Raw genomic sequence first — 6,680 nt, forward strand, 5'->3', positions numbered from 1 at the left:
CATGACCATCCTGATCACCGGCAGCGCCGGACACCTCGGCGAGGCGCTGATGCGTACCCTGCGCTCGACCTCGCAGGACGCGCGCGGCATCGACATCGCACCCTCCGCCTTCACCGACCGTACCGGCTCCATCACCGACCGCGCCTTCGTGCGCGACTGCATGAGGGGCGTGCGCAGCGTCATCCACGCCGCCACGCTGCACAAGCCGCACGTGGCGACGCACAGCCTGCAGGCGTTCGTCGACACCAACATCACGGGCACGCTGGGGCTGCTGGAGGAGGCTGTCGCCGCGGGCGTCGAGTCGTTCGTGTTCACGAGCACGACCAGCACCTTCGGTTCCGCGCTCACGCCCGCGCAGGGCATGCCCGCCGCATGGATCACCGAAGACGTGGTGCCGGTGCCCAAGAACATCTACGGCGTGACGAAGACATCGGCCGAGAGCCTGTGCGAGCTGTTCCACCGCAGGCAGCGCCTGCCCGTCGTGGTGCTGAAGACATCGCGCTTCTTCCCCGAGGAGGACGACGACGCGGCGGCGCGCAGCCTGCATTCGCTGGACAACGCGCAGGCCAACGAGCTGCTGCACCGCCGCGCCGACATCGAGGACGTGGTGGAAGCCCATCTTCTGGCCGTCCGCCACGCCCGGCGCATCGGCTTCGGCCGCTACATCGTCTCGGCCACCACGCCCTTCACGCGCGGCGACCTGCCGATGCTGCGCGAGGACGCGGCCGCCGTGCTGAGCCGCCTCTTCCCCGAGGCGGAGGCACTCTATGCGAAGCGGGGTTGGACGCTGCCGCGGCAGCTCGACCGCGTCTACGTGAACGAGCTCGCGCGGCGCGAGCTCGGATGGAAGCCGCAGCACGACTTCGCGCACGTGCTGCGCTGCCTGCGCGAGGGCCGCGATTTCCGCAGCCAGCTCGCGCTCGACGTGGGCAGCAAGGGCTACCACGCCGAAGTCTTCGACGAAGGCCCCTACCCCGTCGCAACGCACTGAAACAAATGGGGGCAAGGCCCCGCACCGGATGCGGGTTTTCCTGAATCCGGATTGTTGCATAAGTTGTATACAGTTTGGCGTACACAATGAGGTGTGCGCATGCCCAGCCGTGTCGCCCGCCTCTCCTCGATCAATCCCTCTCTCGCCGCAGCAGGAGACACACGATGACGGCCGACACCACTCCCTCCACAGTCCATCCCGTGGACCAGCGGCTTCCCACCGGCAAGCTCGCGGCCCTGGGCCTTCAGCACGTGCTGGTGATGTATGCGGGCGCCGTCGCGGTGCCGCTGATCGTGGGCCGCGCGCTCAAGCTCAGCCCCGACGAGGTCGCGCTGCTGATTTCGGCCGACCTGTTCTGCTGCGGCATCGCCACGCTGATCCAGGCGCTGGGCGCCACGCAGTTCTTCGGCATCAAGCTGCCGGTGATGATGGGCGTGACCTTCGCCTCCGTCGCGCCGATGGTGGCCATCGCCAACGCCAACCCCGGACAGAACGGCGCGCAGCTGCTCTTCGGCGCCATCATCGGCGCGGGCGTGGTGTCGATACTGATCGCGCCGCTGGTCAGCCGCATGCTGCGCTTCTTTCCGCCGGTGGTCACCGGCACCATCATCGCGGTCATCGGCATCAGCCTGATGCGCGTGGGCATCAACTGGATCTTCGGCAACCCCGTGGGCCCGACCGCGCCGGCGCTTGTCGACCCGGTCTATGCGAAGTGGCTTGCGGAAGTGACCTCGCCCGGCAGCTCCATTCCCGCCGTGCCCAAGGGCTTCGCGATCCTGCCCACGGTGCCCAACCCCAAGTACGCCGACCTCTCGGGCTTCGGCGTGGCTGCACTGGTGCTCGTTTCGATCCTGCTGATCGTGAAGTACGCCAAGGGCTTCGTCGCCAACATCTCGGTGCTGCTGGGTATCGTGATCGGCGCCGTCGTGGCCTCGCTCACCGGCCTCATGACGTATGAGAAGGTCGGCAAGGCCGCCTGGGTCGACATCGTGCTGCCCTTCCACTTCGGCATGCCGCAGTTCGACCCGATCCTGATCCTCACGATGACGCTGATCATGATCGTGGTGATGATCGAATCGACCGGCATGTTCCTCGCGCTGGGCGAAATGACCGACCGCAGGATCAGCCAGAAGGACCTGGCGCGCGGCCTGCGCACCGACGGCCTGGGCACGCTGATCGGCGGCATCTTCAACACCTTCCCGTACACCAGCTTCTCGCAGAACGTGGGGCTCGTCGCCGTCACCGGCATCAAGAGCCGCTACGTGTGCGTGGCCGGCGGCATCATCCTGATCGTGCTGGGCCTGCTGCCCAAGATGGCGGCGCTGGTGGAATCGCTGCCCACGGTGGTGCTCGGCGGTGCGGGCCTCGTGATGTTCGGCATGGTGGCCGCCACTGGCATCCGCATCCTGTCGGGCGTGGACTTCAAGAACAACCGCCACAACGCGATGATCGTCGCGGTGTCGCTGGGCATCGGCATGATTCCGCTGATCGCCCCCAACTTCAAGCAGTGGATGCCGCATGCCATCCACTCGCTGATCGAATCGGGCATCCTGCTGGCGTCGGTCGCCGCGGTGCTGCTGAACCTGTTCCTCAACGGCGCGAAGCACGACGAGCAGGCGGTGATCGCTGCGGCCAAGCATGCGGACGCTCACTGAATACGGGATCGGTTGGCCGGACGCAGAGGACGCGAAGAATCCGCAAAGGGCGCAAAAAACACAAAGAAAGACCTACCTGGTATTTCTTTCGGGCCCTTGGCGAAACCTTGGCGCCCTCTGCCTACGACCGTTCTGCCTTTCTCTGAGCCCTCAGATCATCGCCAGCGGCGTCTTGCGTCGCGGGGGCGAATGCAGGCGATCCAGTTCCGCCAGCGTCGCCGCGTCGAGCTTCAACTCGGCAGCGGCCAGGTTCTCCTTCAGGTGCGCGCTGCGCACCGCCTTCGGAATGGCAACCACGCCGGGCCGCGCGATCACGGCGGCCAATGCGAGCTGCGCGGCGGTCACGCCAAGCCTGGCGGCAAGTTCGGCCAGTCCGTCGTCCTCCGCCAGCGCCCCCTGGTCGATGGGGCTGTAGGCCATCAGCGGAATGCCGCGCTCGCGCTGCCAGGGCAGGAGGCTGAACTCGGGTCCACGTTCGCCCAGCGACAGGTAGACTTGGTTGGCAGCGCAGCCGGGGCCTTCGGCGCCGATGGCTTCCTCGACTTCTTCCATGTCGTCGACGTCGAAGTTGCTCACGCCCCAGTGGGCGATGCGCCCATCCGCGACCAGGGAGTGCATCGCCGCCACCGTCTCGCGCAGCGGATGGCTGCCGCGCCAGTGCAGCAGGTAGAGGTCGAGGGCGTCGAGCCCCAGCCGCTTCAGGCTGCGTTCGCAGGCGTCGCGCGTGCCGCGCCGGCTGGCGTTGTGCGGATAGACCTTGCTGACGATGAAGAGCTCGTCGCGCCGCGCGTCGTTTGCGCGCAGTGCTTCGCCGATCGCCTGGCCGATCACGGTCTCGGCCCCGCCCTCGCCGTACATCTCGGCGGTGTCGATGAGGCGATAGCCCAGCGCGATGGCTTCGCGCACGGCCTTGACCTCGTCGGCGCGGCGCTTCGCGTCTTCGCCCATGCGCCATGTGCCGAGGCCGAGTACCGGCATCTCGCCGCCGGTGGGGAGTTGAAGTGTTCGCATCGGCCCATCCTAAGAGGGATGCGCCCGCTTGTCAGCCGGACGAAGGCAGCCACACCGTCGCGCACAGGCCGCGTCCGCCCTCACCATCGGACAACGCGATGCGGCCACCATGCTTCTCCAGCACCGACCTGACGATGGCCAGCCCCAGGCCGCTGCCCGACTGCGTCTGGTCCGGGTTGCGGAAGAAGCGGTCGAAGACGCGCTCGCGCAGCGCGGGCGGGATGCCCGGCCCCTCGTCGGTCACCTGCAGGACGGCTTCCGATGCCTCGCGCCAGACGCGTACCTTGACCATGCCGCCATCGGGGCTGTACTTGATGGCGTTCTCCACGAGGTTGCCCGCCATCGATATGAGGCTCTCGCGCTCGCCATGCACCGCCACAGGCGTTGCCTCGTCGTGCGTGAACTCCAGCGCAATGCCGCGTGCCCGAGCGAGCGCCTCGACGAGACGGATGCGGTACTGCACCAGTTCGTCGAAGGCCAGGGTCGCGGGCGATGCGTCCCGCGGCATCTCGTCGCTTCTCATCAGCTGCTGCAGCTGGCCCACCAGCCGCGCAGCGCGGTCGTTGCTTCGCAGCAGGTTGGCCATGAGTTCGCGCTGGCCGGGGTCGGCGGTCTGCGCCTTCAGCGCCTCGACGTTCATCCGCATCGCATCGAGCGGCGTGCGCAGCTCGTTCGCCGCGTCGGCGATCAGCCCGCGCTCGCGCGATGCCCGGTCGCGCACGCTGCGCAGCAGGCCGTTGATGCCGTTCACCAGCGGCTGCAGCTCCTTGTGCGGCGGCTCGAAGGTCAGCGGGGAAAGATCGGCCGGGCCGCGCTCCGCGGTCTCCTTCGTCACCTGCCGCCACGGCCGCCACGGCCGCAGCGCGAGCATCACCGAAAGCCAGGCGGGGAAGACGATGAACGGCAGGCTGATGGCCAGCGGCAGGAGGTAGTAGCTGCGGTGCTCGATGGTGAAGTTCAAGCGCAGCACGTCGGGTTCGGCCAACAGCACGCGCGTGTCCAGCAGCGGCGATGTCATTGCGCGGGCGCGCCACACGCGCTCGCCGGCACGCACCCGCTCCACCCGCCCGGGCATCTGCGTGTGCATGAGCGGCACGCTCGGCGTGGAGTTGTAGATGAGCCGGCCCTGCTGCCACACCTGCAGCACGGGCGCCCGGTCCTGATCGGATTTGAAGTCGCTCGACGTCTCCTGCAGCGCCATGTCGAAGGCCTTGAGCGTCTGCTGCTGCCGCGCAGGGTCGAAGGCGAGGTTCTGCGCGCAGGCCATGATGCTCAGGAATATCCTGTCGTAGCGCACCAGCTCCGGCAGGCGATTGGAGTCGTAGAGGAAGAACGCCAGCGTGGCGCTCCACAGCAGCCCCGCCACCGCGATCTGCGCGAACAGCAGGCGCCGCACCAGCGAGGGCTGGAGCCACCGTCGGATGCGGCGTGCGATCGCCTTCGCGGCAACGGACAAGAAGTTCATGGTTCTCCTGGCGAGCGTTCTCTGCGGAGCGCCTCGCGAGCGCGCGGAGTATCCGGCAGGGCCGCGCGGCCTGCTTCAGAAAGCCTTCATGAAGGAGGCTCAAGGGCCTTTGCGCGGCAGCCATCGGGAGCTTCAGCCTTCTAATTATTCGAATTCGAAGTCGGTTTCGTGACACGAGATTCCTCCATCCACAGAGGAAAACGCAGCTGCATGACCTTCTTATTTTGTCAAGGCCAACTGGGTGCGAACCCCCTGCGCGGGCCCGTTTCTCGCTTCTAGAATTTTTTCGAAAGCCCGCGTCACGAGCGCCGGTGTCCCCCGAAACGAACGAACTTTGAACAGGTTGAGTCAATGCAGAAAAAGCACAGGATTGGCGTGATTCCAGGAGACGGCATCGGCGTCGAGGTCATGCCCGAAGGATTGCGCGTGCTCGACGCGGTCGGCCGCCGCTTCGGCATCGACTTCTCCTACGACCACTTCGACTGGGGCTCCGACCACTACGTGCGCACCGGCCTGATGATGCCGGCCGACTGGGCCGACAAGATCCAGGGCCACGACGCCATCTACTTCGGTGCCGTGGGCGCACCCGACAAGGTGCCCGACCACATCGCCGTGTGGGGCCTGCTGATCAAGATCCGCCGCGACTTCGACCAGTACGTGAACCTGCGCCCCGTGCGCCTGATGCCCGGCGTGCCCGGCCCGCTGGCGCACCGCAAGCCCGGCGACATCGACTTCCTGGTGGTGCGCGAGAACACCGAGGGCGAATACACCTCCGTGGGCGGCCGCCTGTTCGAGGGCACGCCGCGCGAGATGGCGATCCAGGAAGCGGTCTTCACCCGCACCGGCGTGGACCGCATCATCGACTACGCGTTCCAGCTGGCCAACCGCCGCAAGCGCAAGAGCCTGACGGCCGCGACCAAGTCGAACGGCATCTCGATCACCATGCCCTACTGGGACGAGCGCCTGGCCGAGATCTCCAAGCGCTATCCCGAGGTGGCAACGAACAAGTTCCACATCGACATCCTGTGCGCGCACTTCGTGCAGCACCCCGACTGGTTCGACGTGGTCGTGGCCTCCAACCTCTTCGGTGACATCCTGTCCGACCTGGGCCCGGCCTGCACGGGCACCATCGGCATCGCGCCGTCGGCCAACCTCAACCCCGAACGCAAGTTCCCGTCGCTGTTCGAGCCGGTGCACGGCTCGGCACCCGACATCGCGGGCAAGGGCATCGCCAATCCGATCGGCCAGATCTGGTCGGCCGCGCTGATGCTCGACCACCTCGGCGGCGACGATCCCGTCTACGCGCAGGCTTCCGCCGCCGTGCTCTCGGCCATCGAGACCGTGCTGAGCGAAGGCCCGCGCACCCGCGACATGGGCGGCACGGCCAACACGGTGGACGTGGGCCGCGCGATCGCCGAATGCATCTCGGCAGCATGACGCCCTGCCTTTCCCCTAGCGACCTGAGAGGCTGAGATGGGCCTGTTCCTGCTCAAGCGCACGCTGACGCTGATCGGCACCCTGATCGGCGCCTCGGTCATCGTCTTCCTCGTGCTCGAGA

Annotated in this window: 5 protein-coding genes; 3 read left to right on the forward strand and 2 right to left on the reverse strand. The window is 67.1% G+C overall.

What is annotated here, in order from left to right; translation table 11 throughout:
- Nucleotide 1: 1 nt before the first annotated feature.
- Nucleotides 2-991: an NAD-dependent epimerase/dehydratase family protein gene (locus ACTJLF_RS09975; RefSeq protein WP_440882986.1), complete on the forward strand. Its 990-nt coding sequence runs from the start codon at nucleotides 2-4 to the stop codon at nucleotides 989-991.
- 164 nt (nucleotides 992-1,155) lie between these two features.
- Nucleotides 1,156-2,646 carry a nucleobase:cation symporter-2 family protein gene (locus ACTJLF_RS09980; RefSeq protein ID WP_019655063.1) on the forward strand — a complete coding sequence of 497 codons (1,491 nt, stop codon included), beginning with the start codon at nucleotides 1,156-1,158 and terminating at the stop codon, nucleotides 2,644-2,646.
- A gap of 150 nt (nucleotides 2,647-2,796) precedes the next feature.
- Here ACTJLF_RS09980 and ACTJLF_RS09985 read toward each other — a convergent pair whose 3' ends face one another.
- Together ACTJLF_RS09985 and ACTJLF_RS09990 are read right to left on the reverse strand one after the other, a co-directional pair.
- Complete coding sequence (locus tag ACTJLF_RS09985) at nucleotides 2,797-3,657, reverse strand: aldo/keto reductase (protein ID WP_440882987.1); 861 nt, start codon at nucleotides 3,655-3,657, stop codon at nucleotides 2,797-2,799.
- Nucleotides 3,658-3,688: 31 nt separating this feature from the next.
- Nucleotides 3,689-5,122 (reverse strand): sensor histidine kinase, encoded by a 1,434-nt coding sequence (locus tag ACTJLF_RS09990; RefSeq protein ID WP_440882988.1) that lies wholly within the window; start codon nucleotides 5,120-5,122, stop codon nucleotides 3,689-3,691.
- A gap of 351 nt (nucleotides 5,123-5,473) precedes the next feature.
- Here ACTJLF_RS09990 and ACTJLF_RS09995 point away from each other — a divergent pair, with 351 nt between their 5' ends.
- Nucleotides 5,474-6,559 carry a tartrate dehydrogenase gene (locus ACTJLF_RS09995; RefSeq protein WP_440882989.1) on the forward strand — a complete coding sequence of 362 codons (1,086 nt, stop codon included), beginning with the start codon at nucleotides 5,474-5,476 and terminating at the stop codon, nucleotides 6,557-6,559.
- Nucleotides 6,560-6,680 lie beyond the last annotated feature (121 nt).

The organism is Variovorax sp. 22077, from assembly GCF_052044195.1.
Classification (GTDB): domain Bacteria; phylum Pseudomonadota; class Gammaproteobacteria; order Burkholderiales; family Burkholderiaceae_C; genus Variovorax; species Variovorax atrisoli.